The sequence below is a fragment of the Myxococcus sp. CA040A genome, from assembly GCF_013336725.1.
Lineage (GTDB): Bacteria > Myxococcota > Myxococcia > Myxococcales > Myxococcaceae > Myxococcus > Myxococcus llanfairpwllgwyngyllgogerychwyrndrobwllllantysiliogogogochensis.
In genome coordinates, this window is the sequence record NZ_JABUMR010000001.1 from 942,204 (window position 1) to 962,051 (window position 19,848).

Sequence of the window (19,848 nt, forward strand, 5' to 3'; positions counted from 1 at the left end):
GCGCATGCCTGTCCTTGCGCGCCGTCCCCCACGAGTCCATTTCATATGAGCTCCCAGATTCTGTCTCGGTCTTCTCCGCGTGCTCGGAGGATGACGGCGGCCGTCGTCGTCCTTTCCGCCGTGCTTGGCGCCTGTTCAACGCTGCCGCAGCGTGGCCAGGTCGTGATGCGCGACGTGTCCTTCCCTCTGCGGGATTTCCGCATGCCCTCGGGGCTGCGCGTGGTGGTGGAGCAGGACACGCGCGCGCCGGTGGTGGCGGTGGTGGCCCTGGTGGGCACGGGCGGCTCCAGCGACCCGGTGGGCAAGGAAGGCCTGGCGCACGTCGTGGAGCACCTGGCGTTCCGCTCGCGTCACGCGGGGAGCCCGTCGGTGTGGACGCGCCTGGAGGACGTGGGCGCCGGCCAGTTCAATGCCTTCACCAGCCTGGACCACACGCTCTACCAGACGCTGGCGCCCAAGGAGTCGCTGGCCGCGCTGCTGAAGATGGAGGGGCAGCGGATGTCCGCTCCGCTCGCCGGTGTCACGCCGGAGGTCTTCGCGGTCGAGCGCGAGGTGGTGCGCAACGAGCTGCGCCAGCGCAACGAGACGGGCTACGTGGGCCAGGTCTTCAGCTGGATGCACGCCGCAGCCTATCCGGCGGAGCACCCGTACTCGCGGCCCATCATCGGCACGCACGAGTCGCTCACGGCGCTCGCCCTGGCGGACGCCCAGCGCTTCGCGCGCAACCACTACCGTCCGGACAACATCACCCTGGTCATCGCCGGGGACGTGGACCTGGCCGCCGTGGAGGCGGTGCTGATGCAGAACCTGCCCCCCGCGTGGGTGGGCACTGGCGCGCCGCTGGCCGTGGGCACGCGCATGCCGCAGGTGACGGAGCCCCCGCTGAAGGCCGCCTCGCCGTCGATTCCGGAGTTCAAGGCGTCCGTCGGCTCGCCCGAGCTGTACCTGTCCTGGGTGTTGCCGCGCTCCTTCGACGAGGCCAGCGCCATCCATGACTTCGTCCGGGTGAACCTGAACCGGAACCTGCAGGGGGCCATGCGCAATGACGGCGACATCGCCGGCATCGGCACGCAGGTGGTGGCTGGCACGCGCTCGTCGCTGCTGGTGGTTCGCGTGGCGCTCACCACGGGGGAGCACCCGCGCAAGTCCGCGGACAAGGTGCTGGACCAGGTCCACGAGACGTGGACCCAGACCATCAATGCCGGAGCGGTGCTCGGCCGCGAGTTCGACTTCCAGTCCATGCGCCGCAACGTCATCACCGGCATGGTGCTGGAGTCCGAGGATTTGATGGCGCGCACCGTCCGCCGCGCGGAGCTGACGCACTTCATGCTCGACGTGCGCGGCTACACCCGCTCGCAGATGGCGCTGATGACCATCGATGGCGGCAAGGTGACGGACTTCGCCTACAAGTGGCTCCAGCGGGACAGGGCTCGCATCATCCTGGTGCGGCCCGGAGAGAGCGCTGGCGTCTCGGTGGCGGCGCCCCCGCCCCTGCCGGTGGAGTACTCCACCCTGACGGCCGAGCAGCGCATCACCCCGTCCATGCTGACGGCCCTGTCCGCGCCCGTGCAGACGCTGAAGCTCGACAACGGCATGGAGGTGCTGCTCGCGCCGAGGCCGGGGCTGCCCGTGGTGCGGGTGGGCGCGGTGCTGGGCGGTGGCTCCACGTACGGTGCCCGTGCGGGCGCGGCGGCGCTGGCTGACTACGGCTCCTTCCGCGAGTCGTGGTTCGAGGGCCATGCCAGCCACTGGGGCCTGCACGTGTGGGACTCCATGCGCAGGGACCACCAGCGCATCGAGGTGTCGGGCACCGCCGGCAACGTCGGCAACATGCTGGCGATGCTGTCCGAGCAGCTGTCCACCACGAGGACCTCTCTGGACGCGGTGAAGTACCTGCAGGAGCAGGTGGTGCCGTGGCGCCGCGCGGTGGATGCGCACCCGGAAGTCAGGGCGGAGCGCGAGCTGATGAAGGCCCTCTACGGGGCGCACGCCTACTCACGGGACGCCACGGGTGAGGAGATGGCGCAGGTGACCTGGGACGAGGTCCAGTCCTGGATTGGGGACGTGTACCGCCCCGCCAACACGGTGGTGGTCATCGCCGGTGAGTTCGACGTGAAGATGGTGGAGCCCCTGGTGCGCGAGTACCTGGGCGGCTGGAAGCACGGGCCGGCCACGGCGGTGAGCGTGCCCGCGGCGCCGTCGCTGCCCGAGCCCTCCGCGAAGGCCCGCACGCTCGTCACGCCCCGCCCGGGTGCGAGCCAGGGCCACCTGCAGTTGGCCTGCCGGTTGCCCACGGCCACCCCCGAGGCGGAGGCGCGCTATTCGCTGATGGCGGAGCTGGTGTCGGCGTATGCGTTCAACGAGCTGCGCTCGCAGCAGGGGGCCTCCTACGGCTTCAGCGCGAGTACGTGGCTGGCCCGCGGCGGCGCCTCCCACCTGGTGGTGGAGGGCGTGGTGGACGCGCAGCGCATGGCGGAGGGAGCGAAGTCCGTCCAGGCCATGCTCTCCAACTTCGCCACGAACGTGGACGAGCGGGAGCTTTCGCGGGCCCGCACGCGGCTGCTCGCGAGGCAGGCGGTGTCGTACATCTCCTCGGAGGCATGGGTGCAGGCGCTGCTGGACGCGCGCGTGCGCGGCTTCCCGCCGGAGTCGCTGGCCCAGCGTCCCGCCCACCTCCAGGCCGTGACGTCCGCCGCGCTGAAGCAGGAGTTCGACGGCTGCTTGAAGCGGCTGGTGGTCGGGGTGGTCGCCGACGAGGGCCAGGCCCGCACCGCGCTCCAGGCGCTGTCGGTGCCGTAATCGCCTGGCTGCTCCCTTGCCTGGCGCGCGGTCGGCCAGGCGAGGGGGCCATGCGGCGCGTCCTTCCGCTCCGGCGCTGACTACCTTGCCCCGACAGAGCATCCGTCGAGGAGGAGGGCAGGCATGCGGTGGCAGGGAGGACGTCGCAGCTCCAATGTGGAAGACCGGCGGGGCAGTGGAATCGGACGTCCGCTGGCGGTGGGCGGTGGTGCCGCCTCGCTGGTGGTGGCGCTGCTGGTGATGCTGCTGGGAGGAGACCCGTCGGTCATCTCCTCGACCAACTCCGGGGGCGGTCAGGGGACCTCTCGCGACTACGGCACGGGAGGCTCGGGTGTGCCCGAGGACCCGCGTCAGGCGGAGCTCAAGGACTTCGTGTCCGTCATCCTCGCGGACACGGAGGACACGTGGCCGGGCCTGTTGGAGCCGCGAGGCGTGAGCTACGTGGACCCCCGGCTGGTGCTCTTCTCCGGTGCGGTGCGGTCCGCATGCGGGCTTCAGGAGAGCGCGGTGGGGCCGTTCTACTGCCCGCCGGACCAGCGCGTGTATCTGGACCTCGACTTCTTCGACGAGCTGGACCGTCGCTTCGGCGCGCCGGGTGACTTCGCCCAGGCCTACGTGGTGGCGCACGAGGTGGGCCACCACGTGCAGAACCTGCTGGGCATCTCCGAGCAGGTGCAGGCCGCGCGGCGCAGGGCCTCGCCCGAGGACGCCAACGCGCTGTCGGTGCTCCAGGAGCTCCAGGCGGACTGCTTCGCCGGCATCTGGGCCCACCATGCGCAGAAGGAGCGCCAGGTGCTGGAAGCGGGGGACGTGGAGGAGGGGCTGGGCGCGGCGACCGCCATTGGCGACGACACGCTTCAGCGTCGCACCCGGGGCTACGTCGTCCCCGAGTCCTTCACCCACGGCTCCTCGGAGCAACGCGTCTCGTGGTTCAAGCGCGGCCTGGCTCAGGGCACCCTGGAGGCGTGTGACACGTTCTCCGAGGCGTCCACGCCGTCGCGCCGTCGTCGCTGACTCACCGGGCGATTGGCGTCCAGACCCCTTCCCGCGCTTGAATGGCCCCCCCGTGGAACGGATCCGCGGCCAGCGATGTCGGAGGGGGCGTGCCTTCAATTCAAGCCAGATGGTGCGCGGGACTGCTCCTGGGCCTGCTGTTGGCCGCTCCAGCGGAGGCCCGCTTCGGCAAGCGCTCCAAGCCGAGCGAGTCGACGTCGGACACCCACGAGGCCACCGCCATCGGCAAGGAAGACGATGCCGATGACGACGACAAGGACTCCGACTCCGACGGTGAGTCCTCCGACTCGGGGAGCGACGACTGTTGCTCGGACTCGCTGGATGACCTGGGCAACGAGGTGGTGGGGAGCGTGGTGGGGTGGATGCTCCAGGGCATGGTCCATGCGATTGCCAACACGGGCACCCACCTGAACCAGCAGGTCGACGCGAGCCTTCCTCCGGGCGTGGCCACCACCGAGCTGAGCACGGAGCGTCGGCACGCGGTGCCGGTGTCCTTCCGCATGGGCGCGCAGAACCTGCTCTGGCGGGGCGACGCGAAGGGCGCCGACATGTTCGTGGGGTTGGAGTTTCGCCGCTTCGGCGTGGAGGGACATGTGCTGCGGCTGTCGTTGCCCACCGATGACGGCTCGGAGGGGCGGGACAGGCTCACGCTGGTGGAGGGGCACGTGACGCATGCGTTCCTCGTGCGCGAGCACCTGCGGCTGCGCGCGGAGGCCGGCGTGAGCACGGCGTATGCGCCGGATGTGATGCTCGTCGGACCCAGCGTGGGGGTGTCCTTCGAGGCCTGCGTGCTGGGCCCCCTGGACCTGGAAGCGCGCACGCAGCTCACGCCGTGGCCGTACCTCCAGCTCGATGGCACGGTGGGGCTGGCCCTGCACCTGGGGAGCCTCATGCTGCGAGGCGGCTGGCGAGGCGTGTACCTGGATGACCAGGGCACGGTGGACGGCGTGGCCCACCAGGACCGGCTCCATGGTCCATACCTGGGCGCGGGCCTCACCTTCTAGCGGCGGAGTCGCCCGCCTAGCGACGTCCCTTCACCTTCCACCAGAGCATTCCGAGGAAGCCTTCCGGCGGTGGCTCTGGCGGGAGCAGTGACTCTTCGTCGTCGCTGCGCGGCCTCGGTGGCGGCGAGTCACGGCGCGGCGACGGTGAGGGCAGGGGCTCCGTGCTGTGAAGCCCTCGCGAGGCGCGGTCCAGTGCCTCCGAGAAGGAGCGCCTTGTCACGTCTCGTGCCTCGATACGCTCGGGGCCGGAGACGCGCTCCAGGGCGCGGACCCGGAGGACGCCATCAGCGCCTTCGACACGGCGAAGGCCACCGACGCGTCCGATGGGTCCCCTGGGTTTTCGTCCGTGATGCATGCCGGACCTCTCGCGGATGAAGCGGAGTCGAGTGGCTCAGGGCTGGCCTTCGGCGGAGAGCGCCGTCTTGCGCGGGATGAACTCCTCGCGGCGCAGCAGCAGCCTCGCGTCGTTCTTGGGGAGGATGCGCAGCTGGAAGCGCCGCTGGTAGGAGTCCCCGGAGGAGAAGACGCCCTTGTCGCTCACCAGCAGCAGCGCGGTGGGGACGGACAGCTTGGGCGCGCGGTGCCCGTAGAAGTGCACCACGACGTGGTAGGGGCCGGGGGCCACCTTGCGCGCGTGGTACAGCTCCGGGCCCAGGCCATCGGTGATGTCCCAGTAGAGCTGGCCACCCAGCCGGGTCTCCTTGTGCTGGTAGAAGCAGCGCTCGCCGTTGGGTTCGATGACCCACAGGTCGATGTCCGTCATGTCCGAGTTCCAGTGGGTGGTGAGCTGGTAGTCGATGGGCGTGGGGGACATGCCGCCGTACCAGACCGTGCTGGCCTCCTGGATTTCGCCAATGCGCGTCTTCAGCACGGACGCGAAGGCCTCCGCGCGGGGATGTCGTGCCAGCGCGGAGAGCAGGCGCCCGTAGTGATACGCCGCGACCAGACGCAGCTCCACGGGGTGTCGCCACTGGCCTCCCGCGAGGACGATTTCGTAGTTGCGCGCGGCGTCGGCGTAGCGCCCGGAGGCATCCAGCGCGAGGGCTTCCTCCAGGAAGGCCTGTCCCTCGAAGGGGCGGTTGAGGCGGACGTGCTCGAACAGCTCCGCCGCGGCGGGGAACTGTCCCATGGCCAGCAGGCCATAGCCGACCAGGCGCAGGGCCTCCGCGTCCTTGGGCCTGAGCTCCACGGGCGAGGACAGAGCGCGCAGCGCGCCCCCGGTGTCTCCGGCGAAGGCGCGCTGGCGAGCGATGCCTTCGTACAGCGTCACGTCGTCGCGGTTCTCACGGCGTGCCTTGCGGTAGGCCAGCTCCGCCGTGAGCCGGGGCTCTCCACCCGCGTAGGGCTCGTCCCGCAGGGGCTGACGCTTCATCAGGGGCGCCAGGGCGGAGCGATGCTCCGTCAGGGACCGCACCACGGCGAGCCCGGACTTGGGCACAGCGTCCATGCCGAGGCCCTGGAGCTTGTCCTTGCGCTGGTCCTGCTCGCGCTTGCGCAGCGTCTCCAGCGCATCCAGCTCCACGCTCTCGTTCTGGATGGCGAAGCGCTCGTAGTCCGCCGTGGACTCGAGCACGAGCATGGACGCGCGCGCGTTGGCCAGCCGGTAGTGCTGACTGAGCGCCACCACCATCCGGTCCAGTCGCACGTCGTCCAGGGATACCATCCGGGTGACGAAGAGGTCGGCCCAGGCGCGCGGCGCGAAGGTGCTGTTGTCTTCTGTGGACAGTGGCACGCTGAGCGTCTGCTCCACGTCGCCCGCGCGAGTCGCCACCACCAGCTCCGGGGTGCCCTTCTCCGGCAGCCGTCCGGCCACCAGCAGCTCCTGGCCGGGGAACACGAGGTGGGGCCGTCCCGCGACGACCAGGTCCTTTACGGCGGCGCCCTTCACCTCCACGCGGGTGAGCACCACGGACATGGCGCGGTGGGCCTTCGCCGCGGCATCCACCTGGGCGCCGGAGAGCACCGTCACGCTCCGTCCGCCGCTGGCCCGGGAGAGCGCGTCGAACAGCTCCGTGTTCACCGCCGACTCGCCGAAGCGGTACGTCACCCAGCGCAGGGCCTCCGTGCTGCCGTGGCGGGAGATGAGTGACTCGATGGTGCTCTGGCCCCAGGTGACGTTGCCGTCCGACAGGAGGAAGGCCGTCACGCGCTCGCCGGGCTTCGCCGGCTTGAGCCACTCACCGGCGGCCCGGTCCAGCTCCGTCAGCATGCCATCCACGTGGGAGGCGCCTTCCAGGTAGACACGCTCCAGCTCGGAGAACGTCTCCTGGCGCCGGGCGGAGTCATTGGTCCGCCAGCCCGTTCCGTGCAGCCACCGGGGCCGCACGTCGAAGAGGAGGACGGCGTACTCCTTCAGCGTGGAGTCCTTCTCCAGGAGCGCGCGAAGGGTGGCGGCCTGGAGCGCCCAGGCGTTGCCGTCCTCCGTGGCCAGCGACGTGTCCACCACGAGCACGGCGCGACCGGTGGGCGGCCCCTCCGCTTCCGACGTCAGGCGCGCGGGCAGGCGCACGCGGGCATGGAACGCGTGACCCGGAAGGCCCGCATCGTCCCGGCCCACCAGGACATCCGCTTCGGCGTTCTTCGGCGTGAGGGCCACCGACAGCGCGCCGTCGCCCGTGAGCTTGGGCAAATCGTAGGTACGCCACGCGCCCAGCTCCCGGGGCTTCTCCTTCGTGTCGGGTGCCACCAGCACGTCTTGCGTGTGACGCGGGTCCACGTGAACGCGCGCGGACACCTGGAGGTCCTTGCCCGCGCCGACGGGCAGGGGCCACGTGTAGCGCAGGCGCTGGCCGTCATGGAGCAGCGTCTGCTCATAGGCGATGACCACGCGCTTCAGGGAGCGGGGCGGCAGCGGGAAGACGCGCGCGCTGAAGGTGGAAGCCCCGGCCCACTCCAGCAGCGCCGGGTCGACGTTGTTGCGGACGATGTCCTCGTAGACCTCGCGCGCGCGCTTCTGCTCGACGACCCGGGCCTCCTGGGGGGCGCCCCACGAGCGCTTGGCACCCGGAGGGCTGGGGGGCGCGGCGGCGGTCAGTTGCTCCACGTTCGAGGTGCCGTCGCCCAGGGGCGGCAGCAGGTCCGACGACTGGAAGAGGGACGGGGCATTCACCGCCACGGAGCCCGAGTAGAGCGCGAAGCCCGCCACGGACGCGCCTCCGGGCAGCGGGTAGTAGAAGGTGCCTTCCAGGTTGTGGTTCGTGTCGTTCTCGAAGAGGTGGTCCACCACCGTGCGCGCGCGGGCGCCCTGGATGTACGTCACCACCCGAATCGCACGCGTCTTCAGCGGCTGATAGCGGCCGGACTCGTCGCGCACCAGCACCTTGGCGGCGCGAGGCGCGGTGTCCACCTTGGGCAGCACGGGGGTCGGCAGGTTCGCGGCGGGCTCCGGGCCATCCTTCATCCGCTTCGCTGGCGAGCCCGGAGCTCCTCCTCCCGCTCTATCCGGACCGCCCTTGATGATCTGGATGACCTCCCTCCGGCGCATGTCCATTTCGCCAGCCGACGAGGCGGCCCTGGCGGCTTCTTCCATGGCGGCATCAGCCGGTCGAGGGGGCGAGGCGGAGGGCGCGGGCGGTGGAGGTGGAGGCGGTATGTCCCCGTGGGGAGCTACCCGCTCCGCCTCGACCGCCGGGAGGCCTTCCACCGGCTCCAGCTCCCCCGTGGGACTCGGGGCACCCTGAGCAGACGCCTGGGCATTCTGGAGCAGCTGTTCCAGGTCCTGCTCACTGAGGGTCCGCGGGTCCGCAACGGCATCGCGAAGCTCCGCGACGTCCACCTCTCCGAGGTCGGGAACGCCGGCGACGGTGACAGGCGCCGCGAGGCCCGCCTTGAGGAAGCTCTCGGGGGCGACCGGTTGCTTCGGCGCGGCGGCCACGGGAGGTGCCGTCGAGCCCCGGTCACATCCGGCGATGGCAAGGGACAGCAACAGCACGGCGGTAGAGAGGCGCGTGAGGTGCATTCCGGGGGACGTTAGCCCAAGACGAAGCGCTCCGTGCATGCCCCCAGGGAGGAGGCCCTCAGTCCAGATAACCCCAGCGGTCTTCCTCGAAGACATAGAAGGGACGTCCGAAGGGAATCCGGTCCGTCCAGCCGAGCACGTGTCGCCCGTTGCTCACGTCGTACGTGAAGCTGAAATGGGGCCCGCCGTGTTTCGCCGGGGGCAGCTCGGGGAGGAACTCGGGAACGAGCTCCGCGAGGGTCTGGGGCAGCTGGCCATGTCGCGCCTGGAAGGCCCGGCAGGCCGTGATGAGGCGTTCGGCGTTGCGCTGGGCTCGCTCGCTCCCCGCGCGGTCAGGTCGCAGGACGACGAACACGGTCACCGCCAGGGCCGCCGCGTTCTGGACGAGCCGGCTGGCGCTGTCGCGGAACTGGCGAAGGGTCCTGCCGAGATACCTGGCCATGCATCCTCCCGATGGCCTCGCATCATCGCTCAGGTCCGCGCCGACCTGGGCCGACACTGCCTATCTTTCACGGAGAGACAGGAGGCCGTGATGCCAGACATCGACGAGCGACAGCGAGGAAGCGAGCCCTTGGGGGATTGGAGGGACCGCGAGTCAGGCTATGAGGACGAGGTGCCCGGCCATACACCCGGCGTGGCCGAGGGAGACGACGACGCGGCACCCCATCGCGCGCACCCTTTTCCAGACCCGGACAAGACACCCGGCTGCGCGGAAGGTTGACCGCTCGGTGGTCCCCGACGGCGCATGCGTCGCTTGGATTTGCCGTGCCAGCCTGACAATGTCCGCGCGAATTCATTCGCGACGAGGGCGCGCTGACATGGGGACGGAAGTTCAGCCAGTGCAGGAAGCGGAAAAGGTGGCGCCCGCTTCGGGAGGCCCCTCCCCCCAGGTTGACGGAGCCGCCGCCGAAAAGGTGTCCGTCGGGACGCGTCTGCTCGCGGTGCTGGGAGGGTGGCACGTCCGGCTGGGCCTGACGTTCCTCTGGTTCGCGCTGCTGTTCGCGGCCTTCCAGCCCGGACTGCTGTCCAGCGACTCACTCGACATGCTGTACCAGGGGCGAACGGGGAATTATTCGGACTGGCATTCGCCCTTCTTCGCCTTCGTCCTGGGCAAGACCTTCCTGCTGACCGGCTCGACGTGGCTGGTGCTCGCCTTCCAACTGGCGGGACTGGCGCTGGGCCCGCTCCTGTTGCTCGGGGGCCTGACCGGGCGACGAGGGCTGGCCGCGCTCGCGTTGCTGGTCGTCTACTGGTTCATTCCCAGCAACTGGGCGGTGGGAGTGACGCTCTGGAAGGACACCTTCAACGGGGTGGCCCTGCTGTGGGCGGTGGTGTTTCTCGCCTGGAGGCGACCCGGCTGGGCCTTCGCCTTCATGGTCGCGGCGACGTTGACGCGCCACAACGCCATCACCGCCAGCATGCTGCTGGTGCCCATGGTGGTGGCGCGCGTGCCCATGCTGATGAAGGGCAGGGTGAGGCCGGTGCTCGCCAGCGTGGGGCTCCTCGCGGTGCTGGCCTCGGCGCCAGGCATCCTCAATCGCGCCGTGGACGCGAAGAAGGACTGGATTGGGGGCGCGCTGTTGGTGTTCGACGTGGTGGGCGTCTACGCGCATGAGCCCGCGGCGATGGAGGGCTCGCCGCTCGTGGCGTTGTGGAAGTGGGATGCGACGCGGATTGCCCATATCTACCATCGGCGCTCGTTGGCCCCGATTCTGTGGGGAGACCCTGAGCGGGGCGCCATCTCCGTGGGGGCGTTCCGCGCGGCGAAGGAGCCCCTGACGCGGGAGTGGCTGCGGGTCGTGCGTGCCTACCCGGGGGCCTATCTGCGGCATCGCTGGGCGGCCTATGTCGCGAACCTCGGCATGGAGGACTTCGCCGGGAACTACTACCGGGAGGAAGGGGGCTTCTTCCAGAGCATCGACAAGAACGACCTGGGCCTGACGCTGCGCAAGCACACGCTGCTTCATCGGGGCTGGGCGGCCATGCGGGCTGCCTGTCCCGATATCTTCATCCGCGGCGGGTCCTGGCTGGTGCTGACCGTGGCGCTGGCCGTCGTGGGCTGGCGGCGTCGCGCGCGCGACGGCGGGTTGATGTTCTGCGTGGCCGCGTCCGGAGTCACCTACGCGCTGGCGTATTTCCCCGTCAGTGTGAGCGCCGAGTTTCGGTTCTACTACTGGACGGTCATCGCCACGTTCGCCGCCGGGGCCTTGTGGCTGGCCCAGCCTCCGTCGCGCCAGACGTGACGGCGTGTGTGGGGCTTCGGGACGACTTCCCAGGGAGACCCGGACTGGCAGTGTCGCGCCCTGCGGGGGCAGTGGTCCCGACTGAATAGCCGGGAGGGGGCCCCGTCAGACTGTACAGAACGCGGCGCAACCCGCTGCGAAGGAGGTCGTCATGTACAGCAAGCTGATGCGAGTCCTGGTGGTGTGCTCCCTCACGGTGGCTTCTCCTGTCCTCGCGCAGTCGGTGCATGGTGCCTCCCCTGTCACGACCCCGGGCGTCACCGAGTGGGTTCGCGACCAGCGCCTGGATTCGCGTTCGAACTCGGAGCGTGCGCGGCTGGAGCGCGACCGGGCGGAGCGGGAGCGGCAGGCGCGGCTGGAGCGCGACCGGGCGGAGCGGGAGCGGCAGGCGCGGCTGGAGCGCGAGCGGGTGCAGCGCGAGCGTGAGCGGCAGGCCCGGGTGGAGCGTGAGCGCATCGAACGTGAGCGGGCTCGAATCGAGCGCGAGCGTCTGGTTCGGCTGGAGCGTGAGCGGGCGGAGCGCGAGCGTCAGGCGCGGGTGGAGCGGGAGCGCCGTGAGCGGGCGGAGTGCGCGCGCTACGGGCATGCGCGCTGCGGCGCATACTCCCGGCATGGTTAGGTGGCACCGCGTCATGAAGACCGAGGGTTGAAGTCACGAGCCCTCGGTTGACGCACGGAAGGAGCAGGCGTCTGCTTGCCCCATGTCAGACCCTGCTTCTTCCGCGCCAGTGCAAGTCGCCGATGCCCGCCCGGTGGACACCTCCGAGCGGGTGACGCTGCTGGATGCGCTGCGCGGGTTCGCCCTGTGCGGCGTCTTCGTTTCCAACAGCGTCTCCTGGTTCAGCGGTCGGGTGATGATGCCCCGAGAGCAGGCGCAGGCCCTGGCGGCGCCGCTCCTCGAGACGGTGACCACGGGCCTCTACCAGTTCTTCGTGAACCAGAAGTTCGTGACGCTGTTCTCGTTCCTCTTCGGGCTGGGCTTCAGCATCCAGCTCGCCCGAGCCGAGGCGCGAGGCTCCTCGATTGTCCGGCTCTATGCGCGACGCCTGCTGGTGTTGCTCGCGATAGGGCTGACGCACCAGTACGCCATCTGGTGCGGAGACATCCTCCACACCTACGCGATGGTGGGCTTCGCGCTGCTGTTGTTCCGGAACCGCGCCAACACGACGGTGCTCATCTGGGCCGTGGCGTTGATGGCGGTGGTGCCGCTGTTGATTCCGGCCCTGGAGCGCTTCGTCCCCATCTGGCTGCACGGCGCGGAGGCGGCGGGCGAGGCGGCGAAGGCGGCGCGGGCCTTGGAGACGGCGTCGCGCACGAGGCTGTTGGAGGCGCTCTCCAGTGACTCGTTCTGGACGGCGCTCGTGGGCACCGCCCGCTTCAACAACGAGTCCTACCTTCGCATCAACCGGCTCGTCTGGATGAGCCTCATCCTGGGGCGGTTCCTCTTCGGACTGCTCGCGGGGCGCCTCCTGTTGCTCCAGGACCTGGACGGCAATCGCCGCCTGCACCACCGGCTGTTGTTCTGGGGATTGTTCCTGGGCGTGATTGGCAATGGGTTGGGGTTGCTCGTCTGGCGGCTGCGCGCGATGGGAATGGGCGACTTCGTGAGCCGCGACTGGATGATGGTGCTGACGGTGGTCCAGGAGCTGGGCTGCTTGACGCTGGCCGCGGCCTACGTCGCCCTGTTCGCGCTGCTGTCCCGCCGTGGCTGGGTTCAGCGCGTCTTCAACGTGCTGATGCCCGTGGGCCGGATGGCGCTCTCGAACTACCTGCTGCAGTCGGTGGTGAGCGTCTGGGTCTACAACGGCTGGGGTCTGGGGCTCATCGGAAAGCTGCCACCTTCACGGAGCATCCTGCTGGCACTGGGCATCTTCGCGGTGCAGATTGTCCTCAGCCACCTCTGGCTGGCCCGCTTCCGCTTCGGTCCGGCTGAGTGGCTGTGGCGCTCGCTCACCTATGGCCGGGCCCAGCCCATGCGACTGCCCGCGGGGCACGGCGAGGTGGGGGCGGCGCCTTCTTGAGCGGACCGGGTGGGACTCGGGCATTCGGGGCGGGTGGAGACATGCTGCTATCGTGTCGGGGCCACCCGTCCTCCCGTCGCCACAGCCAGGCCCGCTCCATGAGAGACGCTCACCCGCGACGCTGCCGGAGCCCGTGACACATCTCATCGTCCCGGCGGCAGGGGGGCTTCTGGCGGGGCGGTTACGGAGAGGTGCGGTGGAGGGCGTGGTGACGCGAGGCGCTTTCCTGGCGCGTCCGGGAGTTCCCGGCGTGCCCTGACGTGGAGGTCGTGCCATGACGCTGCGAACGCGAGACGTGGTGCTGCTGCTGTCTGTCGTGGGGCTCGTTGCGTGTGGAGGCTCGGTGGAGGGGCCTTCCTCGCCTCCGCCCGAATCGCCGGGAGTCATTGAGGCCGCCGTCGTGCCACCCTGCACGGGGACCAATGCGTGGGCCACGATGGGGCATGACGCACGTCGCTCCTTCACCTCGGATGGTTGTGCGTGGCATCCCTTGCGCAAGCTCTGGGAGTTCGCGCCCACTGCGGGGACGGGGCGCTCCGTGCAAGGCGTGGAGCGGGCGGTGGCGGACACCGACGGCGTCTACCTGGCATGGAACTCCAACCCCAACTACGTCGGCTCTGGTGGAAGCCCCGCCCTGGAGAAGATCGCCCCGGCCACGGGCGCCAGCGTGTGGAGCGTCGACCGGCAGCTCAATGACAACCGGGGACATTGGCCCTCCTTCTTCGCGTATGAAAAGCTTGTCGGCGGCGGTGTCTATGAGGCACGCGACGGCGTCGTCCGCAACGACGACGGTATCCGGACCTGGAGCAAGCAGTTCGGCGCGAACTACTATTCCGGTGGCACCACGCCGTACGCGGAACAGGAGCAGGCGAACAACGACAGCTGGGGCCAGTCGCTGTCGGACGGCACGCGCCTGTGGGTCTACAACCAGCTCCACTACCACGGCCCCAAGCTGGGCCTGCGCTCGCTGGACAAGCGTGGCAACCTGCTGCTCGAGCTGAACACCTACGGTTACTACGGCGGCACGCGCGTCTTTCCGCAGCACCAGTGGGACACGGCGGAAGACCGCCTGGGCTCCATCGCCACCGACAACGGCTTCATCTACCTGGCCGCCATCTACAACTTCCAGTGCTCCACGAACTGCGACGCGAACGAGCCCCGTCCCTTCGCCTCGGGCCTGTTCGGCTGGGACCTGGCCACGGGGACGCCTCGCTGGCCTCGAGTCGCGCTGGAGCCCGCCAGCAACATCAGCGTGTCGGGCAATCGCATCTACCTGCTGGAGCGCGATCTGGGCACTGGCACGGTGACGTTCAACATCCGCAACGCGGGCTACAACGGCGCGAGTCTCTTCCGGTCCCCGCCGTTTCCCAGCTCGCAAGTCACCGGCTATCAGGCGCCCGTGCTGGTGGCGGGCCGGGCCATCGTCGCCGCGCAGGAGAGCTCCGGTCCCAACGCCGGCACCGTGCTCTATTCCTTCGATGCCCTCTCCGGTGGCACGCCGCTGACGGCGACTCTTCCGGGCGTCTACGATGTCATCGTTCCCTACTACGGACGTGACCTCCTGGATTTTTCCACGACGCCCTTCGCGGGCAAGCGCAGCACCTCCATCGCCGCGGCCTCGGGGACGAAGGATGCGTCCGGTGTGAGCATCCCCACGCTCGTCATCACCTCGCGTATGGGTTTGCACGTCGTCGCCGTCTCGACGCTCTCCTCGCTGTGGAGCGCCACCAAGCTGGCCCTGGTGGGGACGTCGGATGGCGGCTCGCTCAGGGACCCTGTCATCGTGAAGGACCGGGTCTATGTGGTGGACCGGAACAAGGTATACGCCCTGGGGCTGTAGCCGAGGCGATGTCGCCCGGACGGATGAGAGGAAGCACGATGCGACGGTGGGTGTTGCTGGTGTTCTGTGTCTCCACGCGCGTGTGGGCGCAGGACTATCGGGCTTGCAAGGAGCTGTTCGTGTCCCCGCTGGCGGCGAAGGTCGGGACGACGAACTCCAGTGGCGCGTCCTGGGACGAGGGCTCCGCGCCGGACCCGGAGCTGTCGGCGATGGCCGTCGACGTCGAGGGGGCTTCGCCCACCGTCATCGGTCCGAAGCAGGAGGACGCCGGCACCCTGCTGTGGAACAGCCTCTTCCTGGAAGAGACGCGTTCGGGAGCGTGGCTGCCCGTGGGAGTGGGCGGCTCGCTGAGCCTGCTGCTCACCGACTCGGACGAGGGCATGTCGGACTTCATCGGGGCCTTCACCGTCACGGTGCCGGAGTCGCTCGCGAGCGCGGGCATGGCGTTCCTCACGGTGCCCTCCAGTGGCGCGCAGCAGGTGCCGCTCGCGCTGCGCATCTCCGCCTCCGATGGCAAGCGGCCGTGCGCGGGGCTGGAGAAGGCGGGGCCGGCCCGCTACGAGCTGCCCACGCCTTCGTTCACCGCGCGGGTGGACTCGGCCCTGTTGGAGAAGCTTCGCGGGGCCCAGCGCTGCAAGGCCGGGAGCACCCAGGCCGAGTGCAAGGCGGAGAGCTACGAGGTGCTCTACACGCAGGAGTTGCTCAAGGACACCTGGGTGACGCTGGTGTCCGGGGGGCCGTTCGACGGCAACCCGGGCAAGGTCTTCGCCGTGGCGCTGGGCATCGAGCCCGCGCGTCGACAGGTGGCGCACGTGGGGCGCTGTGACGCGGTGAAGAAGGCGCCCTCGCTGGGTGACGCGCTGGTCTGCCAGTTGGGCACCAAGGGAACGGTCATCTCCGTGGAGAAGGGCAAGGCCCGGACGCGGCCCGCCACCGCTCGGGAGCTGGAGGCGTTGAAGGACGACGCGCCAGCGCCTGCTCCCGCGCAGTGATGTCTTCGAGGTGAGTGCCGGACACGACGGCCGGAGCGAGTGGCTCCGGTCGTCAACGCTCCGTCAGGGTTCAGACGGGCTTCAGGCTTGTGGCCGCATCGTGGCGAGCACCGCGCCGATGCCGATGAGCGCGATGCCTGACAGTCGCTCGCGCCAGACGAGGGCGCGTGGTGAGCTGGACACCCGTCCGCCCGCGACACCCAGCCAGGCGTAGACGGCGAGCACGGGCACCTCCACCACGATGCAGGAGATTCCGTACACGGCGAACTGCAAGCCCGCCCGTGGGCCCGGGTGGATGAACTGCGGAAGCAGCGAGCCGAAGAACAGGATGGACTTGGGGTTGGCGAGTTGTTTGGCGAACCCCTGCACGAAGGCCCCGCGCCACAGGGGTGGCTTCGGACGCTGCTCCAGCGTGAGAGCGTGCTTCGCGGCGAGCAGCGTCCTCACGCCGAGGTAGACGAGGTAGGCCGCGCCCGCATAGCGGATGCCGTAGAAGGCGAAGGGGGAGGCGGCCAGCGCCGCGCCCAGGCCGGCGACGGAGATGAGGAAGTACACGGCATTGCCCGCCTGGATGCCCAGCGCGGCGCTCATTCCCGTGCGAAAGCCTCGCGACATCGCTTGGGAGACCACCAGCAACACGGCGGGGCCCGGGGTGATGGCGAAGAGGGTCATGGTCAGCGTGAAGGTGGCCCAGAGGGTGAGGTCCATGGAGTGGCCGCGTGACCGGAAGACGCTCCGGCCCGGACGAGGCCACCCTACGGACGGGACGGTGTCACGGCAAATGACGCGTGCGTGACGCCCGAAGGGCGGGCTCCACGGTGACACAGGGCCGGCATGCCACCGTCCTTGAAGCGGCGTCGGAATGACGACGTTTCACGGAGTGTCATCCACGGATGACCTGAATCGCCGCGGCGAAATCCCGGCGTTGAATCAAGCCGCACTCATGGTCTGCTCCGGCTTCGGATGAGGCCTGGGCTCGTCATGAGGAGCGTCACACGTGAAGAAGACGTACGTTGGGAGCTGTCACTGTGGGGCGGTCCGTTATGAAGCGGACGTCGACCTGAGCCAGGGCACCTACAAGTGCAACTGTTCCATCTGCACCAAGGCGCGGCTGTGGCACGCCATCATCGGGCCGGAGGACTTCCGTCTCCTGGCCGGTGAGTCCTCGCTCTCCGAGTACCAGTTCCACACCAAGCAGCTCCATCACCTGTTCTGCAAGCACTGCGGCGTTCATTCCTTCGGCTGGGGTGACGACGCGGACCTGGGGAAGTTCTACACCATCAAGGTCAACTGCCTCGACGACGTGGACCTCGACGAGCTGCTGCGCTCCCCCATCACCTACGTCAACAAACGGGACAACGACTTCAAGAAGCCGCCGGCCGAGGTCCGTCACCTCTGAACCTGCTGGCTCGAACGGAACGCTGCGCATGAAGCTCTATGACGAACTGGCGGAGTGGTGGCCCCTGGTCTCTCCTCCGAGCGACTACGAAGAGGAGGCGTCCGAGTACCGCCGCTTGCTTCGTGCCGGCGCGACGGGCCCCTTGGTGACGGTGCTGGAGCTGGGCAGTGGTGGTGGCAACAACGCCAGCTTCCTCAAGCGCGACTTCCGGCTCACGCTGGTGGAGCCCTCGGAGGGCATGCGCAAGCACAGCCGCGAGCTCAATCCCGAGTGCGAACATCTGCCCGGTGACATGCGGACCGTGCGCCTGGGTCGCGAGTTCGACGCCGTGTTCATCCATGACGCCGTCGAATACATGACGACGGAGACGGACCTGCGCTCGGCGCTGGAGACGGCGGCGATGCACCTGCGCCCAGGTGGAGTCGTCCTGGTGGCGCCGGATGCGACGCAGGAGAGCTTCGTGCCGGGCTCGAGCACGGAAGGGGGCGACGAGCCCGAGGCTCCGGGCCGGGGCTCGCGCTCCCTGCGCTACCTCATGTGGACGCTGCCGCCGAAGCCGGGGAGCAACACTTCGGAGACCCACTTCGCGATGTTGCTGAAGGAGCGTGACGGCAGCGTCCGCTCCGTCCACGACGTGCACCTGAATGGCCTCTTTTCGAGGGCGACGTGGCTGCGCCTCTTCGACGAGGTGGGGCTCGACGCCTGCCTGGAGACGCGCACCCTGGAGGGCGCGCCGTACGACACCTTCGTCGCCGTGAAGCGTCGCGAGTCGCGCGAGGCCTCGTCCTCGCCCGGAGTTGGCTCACGGCGCGGGACGTGAGGACGGGGGCATGAAGACCTCTTCGTCGTAGCGAAGCCGGAAGGTACGTCGAGAGAACTTCCAGTGTCCGTCCTGCTTCACGAACTGGTCGGAGTAGGTGCCGACAATCCTCCGGTCCAGCCCGGTTTGTTTGAAGCGCAGGACTTCGTCCAGGGTAGACCTCGCGGTGGCTCGCTCCGGGCTCTCGACGTGGACGACGATGGGGGTCACGCTCTGGACCCGCAGGTCGATTCTCTCGGCATTGCCGGCCATGCCCTTTCGGATGGCGTCGCGTCCCTCGAACGTCCAACCCAGCGGCGGGGGAGCGAGGACCTCCCACACCGCGTCCTTCGCGAACATCTCCTCCGTCGCGGCCCAGTCCTGGTGATTCGCCGCGTCCGCGAAGCGCTCGATGAGCGAGCGCAGGGCGAGGTGGTCGATGGGGTACGCCTCGACATTCGAGACGCCCGCGGTGGCGATGCGCGAGGACATGGCCGAGCCCTCGTGGGTGCTCGCGCAGCCGAGCAGGGTGAGCAACGACGCCGCGAGCGGCGCGAGTTTGTGCGTGTGCATGGAGAGTGTCCTCGGGTCGGTGCGAAAGCCCCGGGGTGGAGCGCGAGGGTGACCCGGACCTCGCGATATCGGGGCAGGCACGGCGGAATATGTGAGGGGGCATCGATTCGGTCGAACGCGTTGTTCCCGTCAGATTGTTAAGGCAGGCTGAATCGATGCCGAGCCCGCTCGTCGAGACCCGACATCTGCTCCTGCTCTCCGCGCTCGAAGAGGTGGGCAGCCTCAACGCGGCCGCACGCAAGCTGCACCTGTCCCCATCGGCGCTCAGCCAGCAGCTCCGGGAGCTGGAGGACCGGCTCGGAGGCGCGCTGTTTCATCGGCAGTGGAGGCGCCTGGTCCTGACGGCGGCGGGCCAGCGGCTCACGGAGGCCGCGCGCTCCGTGCTGGGGGAACTCACGCGCGCCGAGGCCGAGACGCGCGAACTCCTGCGCGGCGCGAGTGGCACGCTGCGAGTGGCGACGGTGTGTCTCCAGTCCTATCGCTGGCTTCCGGAGCTACTGAAGTCCTTCTCGCGGGACTGGCCCGGGACGGAAGTCACTGTGGTGACGGAGGCGGGGGTGGCGCCCGCCGAGTGGTTGCTCGCGCGCAGGCTCGATGTTGCGCTCGTGGCGGGGGAGGTCCGAAAGAGCCCCCGCATCCGCATGGAGCCGCTGTTCCGGGACGAACTCGTCGCGCTGGTGGGACGGGAGCACCCCTGGGCTTCCTCGCGTCAGCGGCAGATCGACGTGCGGACCTTCGCGGACCAGCACCTGTGGCTCGATGAGGGCGCGCTCCGAGCCGATGCACCCCTGGGGAGAGCGCTCGCGAAGGCGGGGGGCCTCTCGCCTCGCAAGGTGACGCTCATCCCGATGACGGGGGGCCTCCCTGTCGAGATGGTGCGTGCGAACCTGGGGGTCACCGTGCTGCCTCGGTGGGCCGTGGCGCCCCAACTGGACGATGGCGGCTTGCGGGCCTTCCGTATCGGCCCGCGTGGGCTCTGGCTGGACTGGGCCGTGGCCACCCGGGAGGGAGAAACGGAGCCCGCGCTCACCGCTTTCGTGGCGGCCCTGCGCGCGCACCACCCGGGGCCTCGGGGCCGGCAGATCCACCGGCGGTGATACATGGCTGAGACAAGTCACTGAAATCACGAGAAAGTGAAACCTTCTCGCAACACGGAACTCCCTCGTGGCGATAATCCCGAAGCGCGCCGTTCACGCTCTCCATCGG

Annotated in this window: 16 protein-coding genes; 12 read left to right on the forward strand and 4 right to left on the reverse strand. The window is 69.3% G+C overall.

Features of this window, described 5'->3' with window-relative positions; translation table 11 throughout:
* Positions 1 to 45 precede the first annotated feature (45 nt).
* From HUA75_RS03945 to HUA75_RS03955, 3 genes are all read left to right on the forward strand, one after another.
* Positions 46 to 2,799 (forward strand): pitrilysin family protein, encoded by a 2,754-nt coding sequence (locus HUA75_RS03945; RefSeq protein ID WP_174485566.1) that lies wholly within the window; start codon positions 46 to 48, stop codon positions 2,797 to 2,799.
* A 123-nt stretch (positions 2,800 to 2,922) separates the two neighbouring features.
* The gene (locus tag HUA75_RS03950; protein ID WP_174485567.1) at positions 2,923 to 3,813 is read left to right on the forward strand and encodes a neutral zinc metallopeptidase; all 891 of its coding nucleotides are present in this window, start codon (positions 2,923 to 2,925) and stop codon (positions 3,811 to 3,813) included.
* An 89-nt stretch (positions 3,814 to 3,902) separates the two neighbouring features.
* Positions 3,903 to 4,817 carry a hypothetical protein gene (locus HUA75_RS03955; RefSeq protein WP_174485568.1) on the forward strand — a complete coding sequence of 305 codons (915 nt, stop codon included), beginning with the start codon at positions 3,903 to 3,905 and terminating at the stop codon, positions 4,815 to 4,817.
* 391 nt (positions 4,818 to 5,208) lie between these two features.
* Here HUA75_RS03955 and HUA75_RS03960 read toward each other — a convergent pair whose 3' ends face one another.
* Complete coding sequence (locus tag HUA75_RS03960) at positions 5,209 to 8,775, reverse strand: hypothetical protein (protein ID WP_174485569.1); 3,567 nt, start codon at positions 8,773 to 8,775, stop codon at positions 5,209 to 5,211.
* 58 nt (positions 8,776 to 8,833) lie between these two features.
* The gene (locus tag HUA75_RS03965) at positions 8,834 to 9,217 is read right to left on the reverse strand and encodes a hypothetical protein (protein ID WP_174475617.1); all 384 of its coding nucleotides are present in this window, start codon (positions 9,215 to 9,217) and stop codon (positions 8,834 to 8,836) included.
* Positions 9,218 to 9,307: 90 nt separating this feature from the next.
* On the opposite strand from HUA75_RS03965, the gene HUA75_RS03970 reads away from it, so the two are divergent.
* The 6 genes from HUA75_RS03970 (at position 9,308) to HUA75_RS03995 (ending at position 15,871) form a co-directional block, all read left to right on the forward strand.
* Positions 9,308 to 9,496, forward strand: a complete 189-nt coding sequence (locus HUA75_RS03970; protein WP_141646908.1) for a hypothetical protein — start codon at positions 9,308 to 9,310, stop codon at positions 9,494 to 9,496.
* A gap of 97 nt (positions 9,497 to 9,593) precedes the next feature.
* Positions 9,594 to 11,018, forward strand: coding sequence for a hypothetical protein (locus HUA75_RS03975; RefSeq protein WP_174485570.1), 1,425 nt, complete (start codon positions 9,594 to 9,596; stop codon positions 11,016 to 11,018).
* Positions 11,019 to 11,169: 151 nt separating this feature from the next.
* Complete coding sequence (locus HUA75_RS03980) at positions 11,170 to 11,637, forward strand: ATP-dependent DNA helicase (RefSeq protein ID WP_174485571.1); 468 nt, start codon at positions 11,170 to 11,172, stop codon at positions 11,635 to 11,637.
* A gap of 82 nt (positions 11,638 to 11,719) precedes the next feature.
* The gene (locus HUA75_RS03985; RefSeq protein ID WP_174485572.1) at positions 11,720 to 13,039 is read left to right on the forward strand and encodes a DUF418 domain-containing protein; all 1,320 of its coding nucleotides are present in this window, start codon (positions 11,720 to 11,722) and stop codon (positions 13,037 to 13,039) included.
* 274 nt (positions 13,040 to 13,313) lie between these two features.
* Entirely contained in the window at positions 13,314 to 14,879 is a 1,566-nt protein-coding gene (locus HUA75_RS03990) for a hypothetical protein (protein WP_174485573.1), read from the forward strand.
* A 38-nt stretch (positions 14,880 to 14,917) separates the two neighbouring features.
* Positions 14,918 to 15,871 carry a hypothetical protein gene (locus HUA75_RS03995; RefSeq protein WP_174475613.1) on the forward strand — a complete coding sequence of 318 codons (954 nt, stop codon included), beginning with the start codon at positions 14,918 to 14,920 and terminating at the stop codon, positions 15,869 to 15,871.
* An 81-nt stretch (positions 15,872 to 15,952) separates the two neighbouring features.
* Here HUA75_RS03995 and HUA75_RS04000 read toward each other — a convergent pair whose 3' ends face one another.
* Entirely contained in the window at positions 15,953 to 16,579 is a 627-nt protein-coding gene (locus tag HUA75_RS04000) for a LysE family translocator (RefSeq protein WP_141641013.1), read from the reverse strand.
* A 289-nt stretch (positions 16,580 to 16,868) separates the two neighbouring features.
* On the opposite strand from HUA75_RS04000, the gene HUA75_RS04005 reads away from it, so the two are divergent.
* Together HUA75_RS04005 and HUA75_RS04010 are read left to right on the forward strand one after the other, a co-directional pair.
* Complete coding sequence (locus HUA75_RS04005; RefSeq protein WP_141641014.1) at positions 16,869 to 17,270, forward strand: GFA family protein; 402 nt, start codon at positions 16,869 to 16,871, stop codon at positions 17,268 to 17,270.
* Positions 17,271 to 17,298: 28 nt separating this feature from the next.
* A complete protein-coding gene (locus HUA75_RS04010; RefSeq protein WP_174475612.1) occupies positions 17,299 to 18,090 on the forward strand; it encodes a trans-aconitate 2-methyltransferase in 792 nt (263 codons plus the stop codon).
* Here the strand turns inward: HUA75_RS04010 and HUA75_RS04015 are convergent.
* Entirely contained in the window at positions 18,073 to 18,642 is a 570-nt protein-coding gene (locus tag HUA75_RS04015) for a nuclear transport factor 2 family protein (protein ID WP_174467630.1), read from the reverse strand. The genes HUA75_RS04010 and HUA75_RS04015 overlap by 18 nt on opposite strands.
* 155 nt (positions 18,643 to 18,797) lie before the next feature.
* On the opposite strand from HUA75_RS04015, the gene HUA75_RS04020 reads away from it, so the two are divergent.
* Positions 18,798 to 19,739 carry a LysR family transcriptional regulator gene (locus tag HUA75_RS04020; RefSeq protein ID WP_174485574.1) on the forward strand — a complete coding sequence of 314 codons (942 nt, stop codon included), beginning with the start codon at positions 18,798 to 18,800 and terminating at the stop codon, positions 19,737 to 19,739.
* The last annotated feature ends 109 nt before the right edge of the window (positions 19,740 to 19,848 follow it).